Raw genomic sequence first — 16,686 nt, forward strand, 5'->3', positions numbered from 1 at the left:
AAATTTATTGCAAAAAATATTTTTTTCATGGTTTCTACGTTTTTTGTTTGCCATTATAAAAATATCAATTATATTTCGCCAAAATTATCTTTAATTTATGAATCCAAAAATACGTTACGAAATAGAATTTCCAATCAACTCTTCACCTCAATTATTATACAACTATATTTCAACTCCATCTGGTTTACAGGAGTGGTTTGCCGATAATGTAAATTCTAGAGGAGAATTCTTTACTTTTTCTTGGGATGATACTGAAGAAAATGCGAGACTCGCTTCAAAAAAATCTGGCGAAAAAGTACGTTTTAAATGGGTAGATGACAATAAAAAGGATACCGAGTATTATTTTGAAATGCGTATTTTGGAAGATGAAATTACCAAAGATGTTTCTTTAATGGTAGTCGATTTTGCTTTTGAAGATGAAGTAGAAGAAGCTAAACAATTGTGGGAAAATCAAGTTTCAGACCTTAAACACATTATCGGTTCAGTATAAATACAATTCATGATGTATAATATTAATGGCGAATTATCAGATAATCATAATTCTTGCCTAAACAATAGAGCTTTTTTGTATGGTGATGCTGTTTTTGAAACGTTTAAAATTAGCAACGGAAAAGTTCTTTTTCTAGAAGATCATTATTTTAGGCTTATGGCCTCTATGCGTGTACTGCGTATGAAAATTCCGGCAAATTTTACTTTAGAGTATTTTGAAACACAATTATTAAACCTTGCTCGTGCTTTACACTATACCAACGCTCGAATGCGTTGTACAGTATTTAGAAACGATGGAGGGAAATATTTGCCTCACGACCGAACCGTTAGTTATATTATAGAAGTAGAGCTCTTAAATAGTCCAAAATATGTTATTTCGGAATCTAATTATGAAGTTGATATTTATAAAGATTTTTATGTAACTTCTCAATTATTATCAAATCTAAAAACAACCAATAGAGTGCTTAATGTAACAGGAAGTATATTTGCCGAAGAAAATGATTTGCAAAACTGTATTTTATTAAATCAAAATAAAAATGTAGTAGAATTTTTAAACGGCAATTTGTTTTTACTTATAAATCACACATTGGTTACACCGCCTTTATCAGAAGGGTGTATTAACGGAATTATGCGCAAACAAGTGCTTAATTTTATTAGTAATGATATTCATTATAAGCTAGAAGAAAGAACAATTTCTCCTTTTGAATTGCAAAATGCAGATGAACTTTTTCTTACCAATGTTATGTGTGGGATACAACCAGTAACCAAGTATAAAAAGAAAATATATACTACTGCTTTTGCTCAAGATTTTTTAGCAAAAATAAATCAATCAATTTAGTATAGGATTTTCGGGAGCGTTTACCCAAATCATGTATTCGCCACCCATATCTTTCATTTTTTCTTGCCAAAAATCTGAAGCAGGTTTTTGAAAGATACGTGATTTGTATTGGTTTTCACACACAAACCATGTTTTTTCGGTGAGTTCTTCTTCTAGTTGTGAAGAAGCCCAACCGCTATAACCCAGAAAAAATCTTATTTGGTGTTTTTCTATCTTATTTTGATTGATAAGCCATTTAATTTGTTCAAAATTGCCGCCCCAATACAAACCATCTGCTATTTCAATGCTTTCTGGAATGAGTTCGGGTATGGTATGAATGAAATACAAATTGTCTTGTTCTACAGGTCCGCCATTATAAATGGTAAAATCGCAATTTACATCAGGTATTAACTCTTGTAAAGTATATTCTAAGGGTTTATTCAATATAAAACCTACAGCTCCGCTATGACTGGTATAATCGGTGAGTAAAATAACAGCTCTGTTAAACGATAAGTCTCCTATAATAGAAGGTTCGGCTATCAAAAGCATTCCTTTTTCAAGTTTGTTATTTAGCATAGGCGAAGTTTTGAGACCTAATGTAGTAATTTTTTTTAATAAAAAAAATCACCTTGAATTTTCAAGATGATTTTTTCATACTAAGGTAAAATATTTTTAGTTTACAGAGCCTTCTAAGTCTGCACCAGCTTTAAATTTTACTACATTTTTAGCAGCAATTTTGATAGTTTTACCAGTTTGAGGGTTTCTTCCTTCTCTAGCAGCTCTTTTAGAAACTGACCATGATCCGAAACCTACTAAAGAAACTTTACCACCTTTTTTTAAAGTAGATCCTACGTTTCCTAAAAATGATTCTAAAGCTAATTTCGCAGCAGCTTTTGTAATTCCTGCATCGGCAGCTATTGCATCAATTAATTCTGATTTGTTCATAATATAAATATTAATAGTTGGTTAAACAATTATTTGTTAATCAAAACAAATTTACTTGAAATATAATACCACACAAGCATTTATCTATAAAAAGCTACTTTTTGTTAATAACTTTTGTTTTTTGTTGATAAATCGGTTGTTTTCTTTATTTATAAGGCTTGCGCTAATAAGCTAAGGCGTTTTCAGAAAATTGTATTCCGTTTAACAGTTCAGCAGTTTGCATTCGTTTTTTACCTGGTAATTGTAACGATTTAATATGCAATAGTCCATTTTGAACAGCAATACTTAATGTTTTTTTTGAGGTAATGAGTTTTCCTGTTTGAAAATGATGTGAGACTTCTTCAAAATTACTTTCATATATTTTTACATTCCATTCTTCGGTATCTTTTATAAAACACCAAGCAGCAGGATAAGGTGATAAACCCCTAATAAGATTATTTATTTCAGAGCCTGATTTTGAAAAATCGATTTTACAATTGTCTTTATTGAGTTTGTAGGCAGTTTTTAAATCGGTGTTTTCGGGTTGAATAGACGTTGTAATAGTATTATCTTCTATTTTTTGAAGTGTTTCAACAGTTGCTTTACAGCCCAACAACATCAGTTTATCGTGCAAGTCTCCGGCATTTTCATTTGGCTCAATAACTATAGATTTTGAGAGTATAATAGCCCCAGTATCTATTTTATTGTCTATAAAAAAAGTAGTAACTCCTGTTTTTTGTTCACCATTTATTATAGCCCAATTTATAGGAGCAGCACCACGGTATTGAGGCAGCAATGAAGCATGCAGGTTAAATGTGCCAAATTTTGGCATATTCCACACAACTTCTGGAAGCATTCTAAAGGCAACTACTACTTGAATATTGGCGTTTAATGCTTTTAATTGTTCTAAAAAAGCGGAGTCTTTTAAATTAGTTGGTTGTAATATTGTAAGATTATTTTGTAAAGCATATTCTTTTACGGCAGAATATTTTAGTTTTTGGCCACGTCCCGCAGGTTTATCTGGAGCTGTAATAACCCCAACTATTTCATAACCTGCTTTGCGTATAGCATCTAGAATTCCCACCGCAAACTCGGGAGTTCCCATAAAAACAATTCGTAGTTTTTCCATTTATTTATTTACTGTATAGGTGTTGGATGTTTGCAATACTATTTTTTCTTGTTCTAGTAAATTTTGCAAGGCAAAGATAAGGTTGTCTTTGGAAATTTTGAGTATTTCTTGCATTTCTCTAGAGCTTAAATCTTTTTGAAATAGCAATTCTAAAATTTTTGTTTCAATAACAGTAAAGTTGGGTTGCTTTTGATTTTTCTGTAAGCAATAAGAGCATATTTTACAATCTTCTTGTACGGTTTCTCCAAAGTAAGCCATTAAAAGTTTGTTTTTACACGCCGTGTTGTTGGTAATGTAAGATAGTACAGATTCAAACTGTTGTATTTTTAACTCATTTTGCGATTTTAATATTTTAGCCAATCGATTTACTGTGCTATCATCTTCTCGAATTTCAAGAAATGTAATTATAGCATCATTATCAAATAAATCAAGTTCTATTAAGGCTCTTTGCTGCATGTTTTTTAGAACTTTTACAACTTGTTCTTCGGTAGAATTCGCTTTTTTTGCTATCAAGAGTGTGTTTAGAGCTATTTTATTTTCATAAATCCCCGAATAATTACGCACAATTCCCAATACGATTTCTTCTTCATTTGGGTAAATGCTCGTATACCGAATTATTTCTTTTGAAGGAACTGTAAATTGAACAAGAACTTTTTGAGCGTATTTTTGATTAAAGTTTAAAACACCCTGTCTGTCTAGAAATTGAATTGCATTATACGTTTTTAATATTGGCAAATTGTATTTGATGCAAAACTGCTGTAAATTGAAACTAAAACTTTCATCTATACCTTCTCCATACGCTATTTGAAAAAAATTGCAAAGCTTTATAAATACTGTTTTTAAATATTCTTTGTTGGGCAATACATCAATAAATTGCGTTTTAGATTGAATAATGTCAGACTTGTTGTAGAGTAAAACAGCATAGGCTTTTTCTTCATTTCTGCCAGCACGACCAGCTTCTTGGTAGTAACTTTCAAGGTTTGAAGGCAAATGCAAATGAATAACAGTTTTAACATTGGGTTTGTCTATACCCATTCCAAAAGCGTTGGTGGCAACCATAACAGTATTTTTTTCTTGCAACCAATTTGTCATGTTTTGTTCTTTTTCTTTCGAGTTGAGTCCGCCATGGTAATAGGTTGCCGATATGCCCGATTTGTTTAGCATATTACAAAACTCTACACACGCTTTTCTATTGGTTACATATACAATGCTTGGGTTCGGGTGTTTGTGTAGTATTTTTTGTAGAAAATAATACTTATCTTCTACACTATATACAAGATAAGCTAAATTGTCTCTTTGAAAAGATTTTTTATATATTTTGGGTGTATTAAGTTCAAGTTGCGTTACAATGTCTTGCTGTACTTGTGGGGTTGCCGATGCAGTAAGTGCTATAAAAGGTACTTTGGGCATCATTTTTTTGAGTGTGGCTAGTTTGGTATAAGCAGGTCTAAAGTCGTGTCCCCATTGTGAGATACAATGGGCCTCGTCTATAGCTATTAAGTTTATTTTGAGCTGCTTAATGCGCTCTATAATCCAATCGTTTTGTAGTCGTTCTGGCGATAGGTATAAAAATTTGTAGTTTCCGTATTGGCAATTATCTAGCAGTTCTATAATTTCGTTTTCGGGAATACCACCTGTAAGCGCTATGGCTTTTATACCTTTGGCGTTTAAATTTTTAATTTGGTCTTTCATTAAAGCAATCAAAGGCGAAACTACAATGCAAATACCTTCTTTTACTAAGGCTGGCACTTGAAAACATATCGATTTTCCTCCGCCTGTAGGTAGCAAAGCAAAAGTATCGTTGTTCTGCAATACAGATTCAATAATTTCTTCTTGTAATGGTCTAAAAGAAGTATGATTCCAGTATTTTTTTAATATATCTAATGGATTGGGCATGCAGTATTATTGTTGCTTGCTAAGATATAAAATGTAAAGAGATTTAAGATAAATGGGATAAAATATAATTTACCCTTTCATCAACCGTACCTTTTGGTACTTCTATAAGGTTGTAATTATACTTACTGTACGTTTCTTGTAGATGTTGGTATATTAGTTTGGCTTGCTCGTAATTTTCATACCGCGCTTCATCACTTATATAAATTTCTTGCCATGGTGGTAATACAAATACTTTGTGGTATGTGTGTGTTTTGCAGGCTTCATCAAAAAAAGAAGGGTAACTATCGCCAATGTAGTGCATATAGGCTAATATATCGGGAATGCCTCTGTCAATAAAAACTTTGGTTCCATTTTGAGAAAGTGCATGTTGAAATTGTTTTTTTCTTCCTTCTAATAATAATTCACTAAAAAGTAAAGGTTTTTCTAAAAACAATTGTTCAATACCTTGTTTTTTAGCTTCTAGAGTAATTTCGCGAGAAATTTCAGGAAAACACGTGTGTCCTTGTTCGATAAGTTTATCGATTATGGTAGTTTTTCCAGTACCAGGTCCGCCGGTAATTACAATAATTTCTTTATTCAAAATTTTGAAATAAGGCGCAAATTTACCGAAACAAATTAGAATAGAAAAATTTATTTAAACATTATCTACACTTATAAAATTTTATATTTTGCGCTACACAGTTGTGCTAAAAAGCTAAAAAAATAAAATACTAAGTACTAAAAATGTATATTTGCGTTTAATTTTGATTGCAATGGATAAAAAAACCGAAGAATTTTATATTCGACTTAAAGAAGAACTGAAAAATACTTCAGAATGGCCTTCCAATTATTTATATAAATTTATTGTTCCTACAGATGCTAAAAAAATAGAAGAGGTGGAAAATGCTTTTGATAACATGGGAGCTGTAATACAAACACAACAATCTAAAAACGCCAAATATACTTCTGTTTCTATAAATGTTACTATGGAATCTCCAGAATCGGTAGTGTCAAAATATATTGAAGTTTCGGGTATAGAAGGTATAATATCGCTATAAGTCATGAAAAATAAGACGATAAACCCAGATAATCATCAGGCGATGCATTTTTTGGAATACAATGCCCAAAGAACTCATTTAATGATACCTGAATATGGTAGACATTTACAGAAATTGATAGATCAAACCGTTGCTATTGCCGATAGAGAAGAACGTAACAAAGCAGCAAAATATATCATTCAGGTTATGGGTACTTTAAACCCGCATTTGCGTGATGTACCCGATTTTCAACACAAGCTTTGGGATCAAATATTTATTATGTCCAATTTTAAACTCGATGTAGATTCGCCTTATCCAATACCTACTCGAGAAATGGTTTATTTAAAATCGAGCAAGCTAGAATATCCTCAAAAAAATCCAAAATACCGATTTTACGGTAACAACATCAAAACGATGATTGAAGTAGCCAATAGCTGGGAAGACGGAGAGTTGAAAGAGGCTTTGGTGCGTGTAATAGCCAATCATATGAAAAAATCGTTTTTAAGTTGGAATAAAGACTCTGTAGAAGATAAAGTAATTTTTGATCACTTATACGAATTATCAGAAGGTAAAATTAATTTGATACAAACTTCCGAAGAGCTCTCTACCACCAACGATTTAATGCGTATTAATAAAAAAATTTCCAATAAAAGTAATCAGGCATCTGCCAAAAATACGAAGGGTAACTTTTTTAGAAAAAACACAAATCAAAACGGTAAAAAAAATTTCCAAAAAAACAACAACCAAAACAAATCCCAAATATAAATTTTTATAAATGAGTACATTTAAAATAGAAGGCGGTATAAAACTAAAAGGAGAAGTGCAACCTCAAGGTGCCAAAAATGAAGCATTGCAAATACTTTGTGCTGTGTTGCTCACCCCCCAAAAAGTTACTATAAACAATATTCCCGATATTCTTGATGTGAACAAATTGATAACATTATTGGGTAATTTGGGTGTTAAAATTCAAAAGAATGGTCCGGGTTCAATTACTTTTCAAGCCGATGAAGTAAATGTTTCTTACCTAGAGACAGAAGCTTTTAAAAAAGAAGGAGGTTCACTACGAGGTTCTATCATGATTGTGGGGCCTTTACTAGCGCGTTTTGGCAAAGGCTATATACCAAAACCTGGAGGAGATAAAATAGGTCGCCGCAGACTCGATACTCATTTTGAAGGGTTTATTAATCTAGGCGCAAAATTTAGATACCAAAGAGAAGATCATTTTTATGGCGTTGAAAACACAGGACGTCTTAAAGGGGCTTATATGCTTCTCGATGAGGCATCGGTAACAGGTACAGCCAATATTGTTATGGCAGCCGTACTTGCAGAAGGCGTAACAACCATATACAACGCTGCTTGTGAACCTTATTTGCAACAACTTTGCAAAATGCTTAATGCTATGGGTGCTAAAATTACAGGTGTAGGTTCAAATTTACTTACGATAGAAGGTGTTGAAAGCCTTGGAGGTTGCGAGCACACTATTTTGCCCGACATGATTGAAATAGGTTCGTGGATAGGTCTTGCGGCTATGACGCGTAGCGAAATAACCATTAAAAATGTTTCGTGGGAAAACTTAGGAGTTATTCCAAATGTGTTTAGAAAACTTGGTATTACATTAGAAAAAAGAGAAGATGACATCTATATCCCTGCGCATGAACATGGGTATACGGTAAAAACCGATATTGATGGTTCTATACTTACTATTGCCGATGCTCCTTGGCCTGGTTTTACACCCGATTTATTGAGTATTATTTTGGTAGTAGCCACACAAGCCAATGGTGATGTATTAATACACCAAAAAATGTTTGAAAGTCGTTTGTTTTTTGTAGACAAACTTATAGATATGGGTGCTAAAATTATGTTATGCGATCCGCATAGAGCTGTAGTAATGGGTCATAACTTTCAGTCGCAATTAAAAGCAACAGTGATGTCATCGCCCGATATTAGAGCAGGAATATCTTTACTTATAGCAGCACTTTCTGCCAAAGGAACCAGCACTATACAAAATATAGAACAAATAGACAGAGGTTACGAACGCATAGACGAACGTTTGCGTGCGCTTGGAGCCAATATTGTAAGGGTTTAATTATATGTATTATTACTAAAAACCCCTTGCAATTCAATTGCAAGGGGTTTTTTCATAGTTTTGCTTTGTGTTTATTCAAAGGCATTGAGCATTTTAAAACCTATGAGAATTCCATCGCCTTGATACCCGCTTTGGTACGCTCTAAAATAGTCTATTCTAAAAAGCTTAATTTTACCAAAGCCCAAATTATCGAGCCCTATAGAAAACTCTTGGTAGGGCGCACTGTTTGGAATAGATAGATTGTGAGCCCCGAGAACTAGTTTGCTTTGAAGTTTATTCAATAACGGTATTTTATTCATAATAAAACCTTCATTATGTAATTCTATATGTGTTTCAAAATAGCTTTTGTTGGTACTCATACTGTAGTAGGGTAGTAGGTTAAATTGGTTGGTATATGCCAACCCACCAGCTACATGGGTTTGGTTACCATTAAAATGAGCAAATTCTGTAAAAGCAATGGCGTCGGCATTAAAAAATTTACCAACACGACTGTTTATTTTCAATTCGCCTTTATTACCCAAGTCTATATCGTACATTATGCGTGCTTTGGCAAGTGTATAGTCGTTATTGTTGTTGGTAGATGCCCAACCTTTGTCTATTCCTAAAAATAATTTTGGATATTTATCGTTCCCTTGATTGTATTTGCCATCGGGTCTAGATACATACTGTTGTTTAAAGGTTATAGAGGCTTCAATACCTGTTTTTAGAAAATTAAATTTCTGAAAAGCTACGCTTGTAAAGTCTTCTGGCGCTAAGGGGTTGTTGGAAGAGTACACATCTTCTGTTTTGGTAAATTTATGATCGGTAGTATTTAGCAAAGGTTTTTTCTCGGCATACTCGGCAAATGCGTTTACATAGATACCATTGGTTATTTCTCTACCGTATTTAAGTTGAAGACTATTTTTTTCGTAGAGTTTCATAAAATTGTTGGTAAAAAACATTGTACTTACCATATTTACCAACGATGATATAGGATTGTTCGGGTTTATTTGTTCGGCTTTACTTCCTGCAAAAATAGAAATGTAACTATGATTAAAGTTGCTTAACTTTTGGGTATATCCGCCAAATATTCTCCATTTGTGTTCGGCAAAACCATAGTCTACTTTGGTATATATGCTGGTATAGGTTTTGTTTTCGTCATTGTATTTGTAATAGTTTATACCAGGTTGAACTTTCCAGCCTTGTACGGTATTGTAACTAATAGAAGTGATTGGTGTGTTGTAACTAATACTCCATTTTTTAAACGATTTACTGTAGGTATAACCACTTAGTATATCGCCAAGTTTAAATTTGTTGTGTTTCGCATCAATAGAGTCTAAATATTTTTCAGATTTACGTTTTTCTTGAAGCGTATTTTTTTTGATATAATCGTTACTTTCTTCTTCTGTAAGAGGAACAGGACGTATATTTTGCCAAAAATTATCTTCTTTTTTATTGGCATTGGTTTCAAATTTTACAATTTCTGATGTAAACGTTTTTTTGTCAAAACTTTCAGGAAAGGTATAATTGCTATAACTATGGGTAAAGCTTCCATTAAATTTGAATACTAAAATGCCTGCATCAAAATCGAGGATTTGCAAGTTTTTTGTCCATATTTTACTCGAAGGATTGTAACTAAAATTCTGTTTTATTTTTAATGTATTAAGTCCGTCGCTAGCTATTTGTTTTCCTGTAATTTCGAGGTCTACGGCATAAATAGCATAACTGTCATCGGCTATATAAATGTAGCCTGTAAAAGCAGGTTCGGAGTTTCTTTTGGGTGTTACTTTTATTTTATTGATGCTTTGTCCGTTTTCTTCTACCGTACTTCCTTCAAGTTTGTATTTGTAATAGTTAAAAGCATTGTCTGCAATTGGCGAAACGGCATTGGTAGATAGCGGAATATAATTTTCATAGAAATCAAAATCGGCATCGCCTGCTTTATTAAAACTATATCCTTTATCATTACCACTTACTTTAGAAGCAACAATTACTTCTTTTAGTTTGTTGGGTTTTTCACAAGTGATTTTCGATACCGTTTCAGATAAATATAAAATGCCACTACGAGTAGAATCTATAATTTCATCAAACATATCGATATCTTGTCCCATAAATTTTTTGGGTAGTTCTTTTACTTTAAAAATACCACGAGAGTAAAAATCGGCTGTAAATCGGTTAAATTTTTTACTGTTGGCTTTGCGTTCTGCTATCGCATTTTTAATTATTTCGTTGGCTAGATTTTCACCTTTTTTTATTACTACTTCCTTCAGTTCAAATGAGTCGTAGTTTAAAGTAACATTGAGCGTTTTTAGGGTATTATCTATGGTAACTTCTTCTTTGTAGGTTTTATATCCCATGTATTGAAAAACGACCACTGCTTTTGCTTCGGGCAGGTTTTTAAATTCATACATTCCTTTATCGTTGGTAGTAGTGCTTTTGTACGAATTTTTGATGTAAATATTCACGTTGGGCAAGGGAACGCCTTTATCGTTGGTAACTAGCCCTTTGAGTTGTGCATTGAGAATCGAACATACGAGCATAAAAAGCAGTGTAATTTTTTTCTTCATAAATAAATGTTTTAACCATAGACGATAAGTTTTGCCAAATGGTTGTATGGTTATAAAAAAGATTGAATAGCGAGTTGATAACTTTGCAGCCCAAAGCCTATTACTACACCTTTTGTATAAGGAGAAATAAACGATTGATGCCTAAAATTTTCTCTTGAAAATGTATTCGAAATATGCACTTCCACCACAGGCGTAGTGATGGCTTTTACTGCATCGGCAATACCTATAGAGGTGTGAGTGTATGCTGCCGCATTTAAAATAATACCATCATAACTAAAACCTACATTTTGTAGTTTAGTAATAATTTCGCCTTCTATATTACTTTGAAAATAGTCTAAAGTAATGGTAGGAAACTTACTTTTCAGTACTTCAAAATAATTTTCAAAGGTGTTGTCTCCATAAATATGAGGTTCTCTAGTGCCCAATAAATTTAAGTTTGGACCATTAATAATGATAATTTTCATAGTGATTTTATAAAAAAGTGGTATGTATGTATGATTTTTAGTTTACTGTTTTACAAATGTATTGTATTTGAGTTAGTAATTTGTATGTTATGATAAAGTTATTAAAAAGAATAATTTTACGAATTATATAAAATATAGTGGTATAAAATTTACTTACTATTTTTTTAATCTAATAAAAAATGAATTTGTTAATAAGTATGTTAATAACTTACAAAGTCGTTTTTTACATCAAATCTTTAATTATTGTTTTTTTGACAAAGTAATTTAAACATTTTATACGCATGAAAAAATTAGTATTATCGTTGGCAGCTGTGCTAACATTTGGTCTTGCTTCAGCGCAAGAAACAAAATTTGGAGTTAAAGCAGGAGTTGGTTTAACAAACCTTGCTCAATCTGGTAAAGATTCTGATGGAGTGGATTCCCCAGACAGTAAATTAGGTGTTCAGTTTGGAGCATTTGCTGAAATTAAACTTGATGATAAGTTTGCATTTCAACCAGAATTATTATTTTCTACTCAAGGAGCAAAATCAAAAGAGTCTGTGTCAAGTACAGGATATTCTTATTCTAGTGAGACTAAATTAAATTTTTCTTATATTAATGTTCCATTGATGATGAAATATTATGCAACAGAAAAATTTTCATTAGAATTTGGACCTCAAGTAGGTTTCTTAATGAGTGCAAAAGCTAAAACAGATAGTAGTACAACAATTTTAGGCACAACTGAGTCTACTTCAACAAACGAGGATGTTAAAAAATTCTATAACTCTACAGATTTTGGTTTAAATATTGGAGCAGGTTATAATTTTACTGATAATCTTTCAGCAGGTTTACGTTATAATTTAGGTCTATCTAATGTTTATAAAGAGCAAAGTGGAGAAGATTATAAATTAAAAAATAGAGTAATTTCTTTACAATTAGGCTATAGATTCTAATATTTTGAGAAATAAATAAAAAGGCTATCTCCAAAAAAGAGATAGCCTTTTTTGCTAAAAAATAGGTGTCGTTTTATTTTTGACCTGCTTTTTTCAATACTTCACCACCTGGTAAATTCATTTTATCGGTTAAAGCAGATAGCTCTTCTAAGCTAAAATTGCCTGTTAATGACATAATTACAGATTCATCTTTTCCGCTTCCTTCTATAAATAGTAGTAGTTCTTTTAGTTGCGATTCTGTAGCTCCCGATTTCACAAAAATTTTCACGTTTTTACCTTTTTCTACCACGCGCATAAGCTCTTCAAGACCTTGTGTTTTTAAATATTTTTCAGCTACAGTTTTTATTTCGGCATATTTTTTATCATTTGCAGTAGAAAATACTTTTAAGTTATCTAATTTTTTTATCAGATTTACATACTGTTGAGTTTCTTTGTCTTTCACGTCCATTTTACTCAATAAAGAAAACATTTTTTTGTTTACCGTTACAGTAGTTATACCTTCTTGATTTTCAAATTTGTCAAAAACAGATTGAGCAAATCCAACCTGAAATAAAGCAAGAGCGAGTAGTATTAATAATTTTTTCATGTTTCTAATGTTTTATTATTTTTTAAAAATTTTGTTTTTCGTATTCTCATATTCTTTTAAATATGTAGCAGATTTTATGCCAGAATTAAGATGAGTAGAAATAAGATTTAAAGCCTTTTGAGTTTCTGCAAAAGCCTCATCGGTAGTTTTACAAGTACCACAATCTTTGAGGGCGACTGTTTTTGATGAGGTTGTGTAGTATACACAAACCGCAAATACAGCAATCAAAGTTGTAGCAAAGAATAACTTTTTTTTGTTCATTGTGTGTGAATTAGTATGCGTGCAAATTTCGTAAATATAATTGAATGTTTTGGTTTTGTAAGTATAAATTGACAACAACTATGAAGTCTTATTTTATTTAAAAGTATGATTATCACATATAAAATTGTATTTTTGAGAGAGTGTTTGATTGTGTTATTTTTTACTATTTCTAATAAATCCGTATGAAAAAAAAGATATTCAACATATTTATTGTACTTTTTAGCTTACTAAATATTGCTTGTACAGATCAAGATGATAATGGTTACGATACCAATTTGCAAGTAAATAGATTTATTTGGCGAGGTTTAAACGCTTACTATTTATGGCAACCCGATGTGGCAGATTTGGCAGATAATAGGTTTGCAAATGAGTTTGAAAAGAATTCTTTTTTGTCCAATTATACACCTTTCGATTTATTCAATACCTTAAAAATGCCTGCTCCTACAGACCGTTTTAGTGTATTGTTTGATGATTATAGAACCCTCGAAGGCATATTATCTGGAAATACAAAAACAACAGGCATAGACTATTCTTTATTTTATGTACAAGGAAGCACAACAGATATTTATGGAAGCGTAAACTATGTATTGCCAAATTCTCCAGCATCGCAACTAGGTATTACAAGAGGAGATGTTTTTTATGCTATAAATAATGAATCGCTTACTGTTTCTAATTACAAATCATTGCTGGGTAATGAAACGCTAAATATTCATTTTGCACAACTATCTGCTGGAAATATTATTGCAAACGGTGTTGTAAAAACAGTTACCAAAATACAAATTCAAGAAGATCCAATATATCATTATGATGTAATTAACTTAGGTACTAAAAAAATAGGTTACTTGGTTTATAATGCTTTTTTATCAGATTATGAAAGCGCTCTTAATAATGTTTTTGGATATTTTAAAGGGCAAGGTATTACACATTTAATTGTAGATTTGCGATACAATTCGGGTGGTTCTGTTGCTACAGCAACTCGATTGGCTAGTATGATAACAGGGCAATTTAGCGGACAGGTTTTTGCTAAACAACAATGGAACCCTAAACTCCAAAATTATTTATTACAAAACAATCCTTCAACGTTAAATAATCTCTTTACAACTACATTAAGCAATGGTGGCGCTATACAGAGTTTAAATTTGTCCAAAGTTTATATACTTACAGCAAAAGGAACAGCTTCGGCTAGTGAATTACTTATTAATGGGCTTAAACCTTATATAAATGTTGTGCAAATAGGTGATGTTACAACTGGCAAAAATGTTGGTTCTGTTACACTCTACGACTCTCCAAACTTTACAAAAAACCAAATAAATCCCAATCATAACTACGCAATGCAACCCATTGTGTTAAAAATTGTAAACGCATCAAATTTTGGCGATTATACCTCTGGATTACAGCCTACTAGTACTTTTGTTGAAAACAGAGAAAATATGGGAGTGTTAGGTGATACAAACGAACCATTACTAGCAACAGCATTAAATTATATTGCCAGCAATGGTAAATTTAGTTATTCTTTTAAATCTAATAATTCATCATCTTATTTTCGGGGCAAAAAAGAGGTGGAAGCATTTCAAGATGAAATGTATTTAGAAAGTGAATAATTAAAATGAAATGTTTGTACCTATTTTAAAGTTTCTACCTAAGGTATTATAGCCAATATTTTCTACATATTCTTTATTTAATATATTATGAATACTCGCAAAAATGTGCATTCTGTTTTTTATGAGTTCATATTTTGTAGAAAAATTAAATAGTTGATAAGCTTGTAATTGGGTATTTACTAAAGTCCAAAGGGTTCCATCGTAATATGTATCCAATCTTTTATCTGTATATTGATATGAGGCATTCATCAACCATCGATTACTCATTGCAATATCAATACTAGCATTTATTTTATGTTTTGGGATTAAACGAGTTAAAGCTTCGTCTGGTTGTGTAAAAGTATAATTAGCAGAAATATTGATGTTTTTAAAAGCTTTTATTCTAAAATCAGTTTCCAAACCTTTTACATGGTTAATTCCTTCAATATTTGTATAATGATAGGTCGCATCAAAACCAATAGAATTATTTTGCTCTCTCCAAAAACCTACGGCAGAGGCAGTTAATTTACTATTAAAAAAAGAAGTTTCAACTCCTGCTTCTACAGTGCTGTTTTTTTCGGGAGTAAGATTTTTATTTCCATATTCAGAATAAAGTTGATACAAACTAGGCGCGACAAAAGCTGTACTATAAGATGATACTATTTTTACATTGTTTGTGAGTTTATAAGAAGGATTTACATTGTAAACCCATTGGCTATGATAAACATTATGATAATTTAAACGAGCTCCAGCATTGAGGTTGAACCCAAACAAACTGGTATATATTATATTGATATAATTGTCTAGATTACTAAATTTAGTTTCCTGATTTACAATAGTGGCGTATGGACTTGTAACAGCCATATCGTGGTATTGAAAGTTTATTCCGTTAAGTACTGTTATGGCATTAGAAACATTATACTTGTTGTACGAATCAAATACAACACTTCGGGCCGTATAATGCGATTGTTCGTTTTCTAAAGACCAATTATTAAATTCATTGTATTTTCTGCTTATTTTGTATACAGAAGCTTGAGTAACCCATTCACCTTTAGTATATTTATATTTAGGTGCAATACCAAACCTAAGTTGTTGGTTTGTAGAACTGTTTTTATCAGTATCAGCTAGGCTTGTATTATCAAAAGGATTATCATAAGCGTTGTAAAATGTATCAAAATGAGTTAAAAAATCGGTTGAAAATTTAGTGCTAAATGTATAAGACAATTTACCTAAATAGCTTTGTCTAGAAAATCTATCTGTTTCATAAGTTTGGTTTTCTAGATTTTTTAGTTGAGACATTCCATTGGTTTCTGTACTTGAAAAAGAACCTAAAAAGCCTAACTTTTTATAATTTCCTTGTAAAGAAACTCCTTGATTGAAATCTTGCCCGTTTATTTTAGCATTATCTACTGTATTGTTACTGCCAATGTGTGAAAATGCCAATCCTGAAATATTATTTTTAGCATTTTTCTTCAATGTAATATTAATAACTGCTGTTGCAGCCCCAGAACCATACAAAGTACTCGAAGCACCTTTCATTACCTCTATTCGTTCTATTTGTTGTACGGGCAAAAATCGCAAGTCGTACTCGGTGTTTATTCCCGAAGCATCACTTACAGCAACTCCGTCTATAACAACTACAACTTGGTTGTTTTTACCTCCTCGTACATAATAGCCCAAATTTTTACCAACTACACTATTTGCTCCATTAAGCTCTATACCTACCACAGAGTTTAATACTTGGGCTAAACTTTCACTCGATTTTTTTTCTAGATCTGATGCTGTAATTACACTAATAATTTTACCTGATTTTTCTTTTGGAAGATAAAATTTAGAGTCAGAAATAACAACTTCTTGTAGCGTTTTACCTTGCAGGGTGTCTTTTTGTTGCGCTTGAATGCACAACGATGCCAAGCTAAAAATAGCCAAAGCAATAGATTTTTTGTTCATTTGTGTTAAT

17 protein-coding genes are annotated in these 16,686 nt (G+C 31.8%); 7 read left to right on the top strand and 10 right to left on the bottom strand.

Annotated features, from left to right (window positions below; genetic code table 11):
• Positions 1-97: 97 nt before the first annotated feature.
• On the top strand, positions 98-490 hold the full coding sequence (locus Q361_RS04725; protein WP_103725571.1) for an START-like domain-containing protein: 393 nt from the start codon (positions 98-100) through the stop codon (positions 488-490).
• 12 nt (positions 491-502) lie between these two features.
• A complete protein-coding gene (locus tag Q361_RS04730; protein ID WP_103725717.1) occupies positions 503-1,327 on the top strand; it encodes an aminotransferase class IV in 825 nt (274 codons plus the stop codon).
• Here Q361_RS04730 and Q361_RS04735 read toward each other — a convergent pair.
• From Q361_RS04735 to Q361_RS04755, 5 genes are all read right to left on the bottom strand, one after another.
• A complete protein-coding gene (locus Q361_RS04735; protein WP_103725572.1) occupies positions 1,319-1,882 on the bottom strand; it encodes a YqgE/AlgH family protein in 564 nt (187 codons plus the stop codon). The two genes, Q361_RS04730 and Q361_RS04735, sit on opposite strands and share 9 nt — an antisense overlap.
• A gap of 96 nt (positions 1,883-1,978) precedes the next feature.
• Positions 1,979-2,251: an HU family DNA-binding protein gene (locus Q361_RS04740; protein WP_103725573.1), complete on the bottom strand. Its 273-nt coding sequence runs from the start codon at positions 2,249-2,251 to the stop codon at positions 1,979-1,981.
• Positions 2,252-2,414: 163 nt separating this feature from the next.
• Positions 2,415-3,359 carry a methionyl-tRNA formyltransferase gene (gene fmt / locus Q361_RS04745; RefSeq protein WP_103725574.1) on the bottom strand — a complete coding sequence of 315 codons (945 nt, stop codon included), beginning with the start codon at positions 3,357-3,359 and terminating at the stop codon, positions 2,415-2,417.
• The gene (locus tag Q361_RS04750) at positions 3,360-5,255 is read right to left on the bottom strand and encodes a RecQ family ATP-dependent DNA helicase (RefSeq protein ID WP_103725575.1); all 1,896 of its coding nucleotides are present in this window, start codon (positions 5,253-5,255) and stop codon (positions 3,360-3,362) included.
• A gap of 43 nt (positions 5,256-5,298) precedes the next feature.
• Positions 5,299-5,835 (bottom strand): AAA family ATPase, encoded by a 537-nt coding sequence (locus Q361_RS04755; protein WP_103725576.1) that lies wholly within the window; start codon positions 5,833-5,835, stop codon positions 5,299-5,301.
• Positions 5,836-6,007: 172 nt separating this feature from the next.
• On the opposite strand from Q361_RS04755, the gene Q361_RS04760 reads away from it, so the two are divergent.
• Genes Q361_RS04760 through murA form a run of 3 tightly spaced genes read left to right on the top strand, consistent with a single transcriptional unit; the run spans position 6,008 to position 8,357 of the window.
• Entirely contained in the window at positions 6,008-6,292 is a 285-nt protein-coding gene (locus tag Q361_RS04760) for a DUF493 family protein (RefSeq protein WP_103725577.1), read from the top strand.
• 3 nt (positions 6,293-6,295) lie between these two features.
• Positions 6,296-7,036 (top strand): DUF4290 domain-containing protein, encoded by a 741-nt coding sequence (locus Q361_RS04765; RefSeq protein WP_103725578.1) that lies wholly within the window; start codon positions 6,296-6,298, stop codon positions 7,034-7,036.
• 10 nt (positions 7,037-7,046) lie between these two features.
• Positions 7,047-8,357, top strand: a complete 1,311-nt coding sequence (gene murA / locus Q361_RS04770) for a UDP-N-acetylglucosamine 1-carboxyvinyltransferase (RefSeq protein WP_103725579.1) — start codon at positions 7,047-7,049, stop codon at positions 8,355-8,357.
• A 71-nt stretch (positions 8,358-8,428) separates the two neighbouring features.
• Here murA and Q361_RS04775 read toward each other — a convergent pair whose 3' ends face one another.
• Together Q361_RS04775 and Q361_RS04780 are read right to left on the bottom strand one after the other, a co-directional pair.
• Positions 8,429-10,903, bottom strand: a complete 2,475-nt coding sequence (locus tag Q361_RS04775) for a DUF5686 and carboxypeptidase regulatory-like domain-containing protein (RefSeq protein WP_103725580.1) — start codon at positions 10,901-10,903, stop codon at positions 8,429-8,431.
• Between the two features lie 50 nt (positions 10,904-10,953).
• Positions 10,954-11,367, bottom strand: coding sequence for a type II 3-dehydroquinate dehydratase (locus Q361_RS04780; RefSeq protein ID WP_103725581.1), 414 nt, complete (start codon positions 11,365-11,367; stop codon positions 10,954-10,956).
• A 281-nt stretch (positions 11,368-11,648) separates the two neighbouring features.
• Between Q361_RS04780 and Q361_RS04785 the strand changes: the two genes are divergently transcribed.
• Positions 11,649-12,299 (top strand): porin family protein, encoded by a 651-nt coding sequence (locus Q361_RS04785; protein WP_103725582.1) that lies wholly within the window; start codon positions 11,649-11,651, stop codon positions 12,297-12,299.
• 73 nt (positions 12,300-12,372) lie between these two features.
• Here the strand turns inward: Q361_RS04785 and Q361_RS04790 are convergent, their stop codons facing one another.
• Together Q361_RS04790 and Q361_RS04795 are read right to left on the bottom strand one after the other, a co-directional pair.
• A complete protein-coding gene (locus Q361_RS04790; protein ID WP_103725583.1) occupies positions 12,373-12,885 on the bottom strand; it encodes a DUF4252 domain-containing protein in 513 nt (170 codons plus the stop codon).
• Positions 12,886-12,900: 15 nt separating this feature from the next.
• On the bottom strand, positions 12,901-13,146 hold the full coding sequence (locus Q361_RS04795; RefSeq protein WP_103725584.1) for a hypothetical protein: 246 nt from the start codon (positions 13,144-13,146) through the stop codon (positions 12,901-12,903).
• Positions 13,147-13,328: 182 nt separating this feature from the next.
• On the opposite strand from Q361_RS04795, the gene Q361_RS04800 reads away from it, so the two are divergent.
• Positions 13,329-14,747, top strand: coding sequence for a S41 family peptidase (locus Q361_RS04800; protein WP_103725585.1), 1,419 nt, complete (start codon positions 13,329-13,331; stop codon positions 14,745-14,747).
• On the opposite strand, the gene Q361_RS04805 is transcribed toward Q361_RS04800, so the two are convergent.
• Positions 14,748-16,676 (bottom strand): TonB-dependent receptor plug domain-containing protein, encoded by a 1,929-nt coding sequence (locus tag Q361_RS04805; RefSeq protein WP_103725586.1) that lies wholly within the window; start codon positions 16,674-16,676, stop codon positions 14,748-14,750.
• Positions 16,677-16,686: the final 10 nt, after the last annotated feature.

It is taken from the genome of Flavobacterium croceum DSM 17960, from assembly GCF_002917885.1.
Taxonomy (GTDB): domain Bacteria; phylum Bacteroidota; class Bacteroidia; order Flavobacteriales; family Flavobacteriaceae; genus Flavobacterium; species Flavobacterium croceum.

Bases quoted from the DNA above. Each gene is read 5' to 3' on its own strand.
- Q361_RS04800 (WP_103725585.1), top strand. From the start codon at position 13,329: ATGAAAAAAAAGATATTCAACATATTTATTGTACTTTTTAGCTTACTA.
- Q361_RS04775 (WP_103725580.1), bottom strand. From the start codon at position 10,903: ATGAAGAAAAAAATTACACTGCTTTTTATGCTCGTATGTTCGATTCTC.
- Q361_RS04790 (WP_103725583.1), bottom strand. From the start codon at position 12,885: ATGAAAAAATTATTAATACTACTCGCTCTTGCTTTATTTCAGGTTGGA.
- murA (WP_103725579.1), top strand. From the start codon at position 7,047: ATGAGTACATTTAAAATAGAAGGCGGTATAAAACTAAAAGGAGAAGTG.
- Q361_RS04785 (WP_103725582.1), top strand. From the start codon at position 11,649: ATGAAAAAATTAGTATTATCGTTGGCAGCTGTGCTAACATTTGGTCTT.
- Q361_RS04765 (WP_103725578.1), top strand. From the start codon at position 6,296: ATGAAAAATAAGACGATAAACCCAGATAATCATCAGGCGATGCATTTT.
- Q361_RS04735 (WP_103725572.1), bottom strand. From the start codon at position 1,882: ATGCTAAATAACAAACTTGAAAAAGGAATGCTTTTGATAGCCGAACCT.
- Q361_RS04760 (WP_103725577.1), top strand. From the start codon at position 6,008: ATGGATAAAAAAACCGAAGAATTTTATATTCGACTTAAAGAAGAACTG.
- fmt (WP_103725574.1), bottom strand. From the start codon at position 3,359: ATGGAAAAACTACGAATTGTTTTTATGGGAACTCCCGAGTTTGCGGTG.
- Q361_RS04805 (WP_103725586.1), bottom strand. From the start codon at position 16,676: ATGAACAAAAAATCTATTGCTTTGGCTATTTTTAGCTTGGCATCGTTG.
- Q361_RS04725 (WP_103725571.1), top strand. From the start codon at position 98: ATGAATCCAAAAATACGTTACGAAATAGAATTTCCAATCAACTCTTCA.
- Q361_RS04780 (WP_103725581.1), bottom strand. From the start codon at position 11,367: ATGAAAATTATCATTATTAATGGTCCAAACTTAAATTTATTGGGCACT.
- Q361_RS04795 (WP_103725584.1), bottom strand. From the start codon at position 13,146: ATGAACAAAAAAAAGTTATTCTTTGCTACAACTTTGATTGCTGTATTT.
- Q361_RS04730 (WP_103725717.1), top strand. From the start codon at position 503: ATGTATAATATTAATGGCGAATTATCAGATAATCATAATTCTTGCCTA.
- Q361_RS04740 (WP_103725573.1), bottom strand. From the start codon at position 2,251: ATGAACAAATCAGAATTAATTGATGCAATAGCTGCCGATGCAGGAATT.
- Q361_RS04750 (WP_103725575.1), bottom strand. From the start codon at position 5,255: ATGCCCAATCCATTAGATATATTAAAAAAATACTGGAATCATACTTCT.